1 protein-coding gene is annotated in these 238 nt (G+C 68.9%); it reads left to right on the top strand.

Going from position 1 to position 238, the window contains the following annotated elements:
• Positions 1 to 238: HlyD family efflux transporter periplasmic adaptor subunit (locus Q5L94_RS14115; protein WP_317498976.1), on the top strand; the 238-nt coding region annotated here is incomplete at both ends.

Below are 238 nucleotides of genomic sequence, written 5' to 3'. Positions count from 1 at the left end.
CGCCGACGTGACGCTCGCCAACATGACGCTGCGCGCCCCCGTCGCCGGGGTCGTCCATGCGAGCGCCGTGACGACGATCGGGCAGGTCGTGCGGCCGGGCCAGCAGCTCCTGCAGATCGTGCCGAGCGGGCAGCCGCTCGAGATCGAGGCCTACGTGCAGAACGGCGAGGTCGGCTTCATCCGCAAGGGCGACAAGGCGACGGTGAAGGTCGATGCCTTCACCTACAACATCTTCGGC

Origin of the sequence: Idiomarina sp. Sol25, from assembly GCF_033052775.1 — a bacterium.
Lineage (GTDB): Bacteria > Pseudomonadota > Gammaproteobacteria > Enterobacterales > Alteromonadaceae > Idiomarina.
The sequence above is the reverse complement of the archived record's forward strand: the minus strand, read 5'-3'. Positions and strand labels throughout refer to the sequence as shown.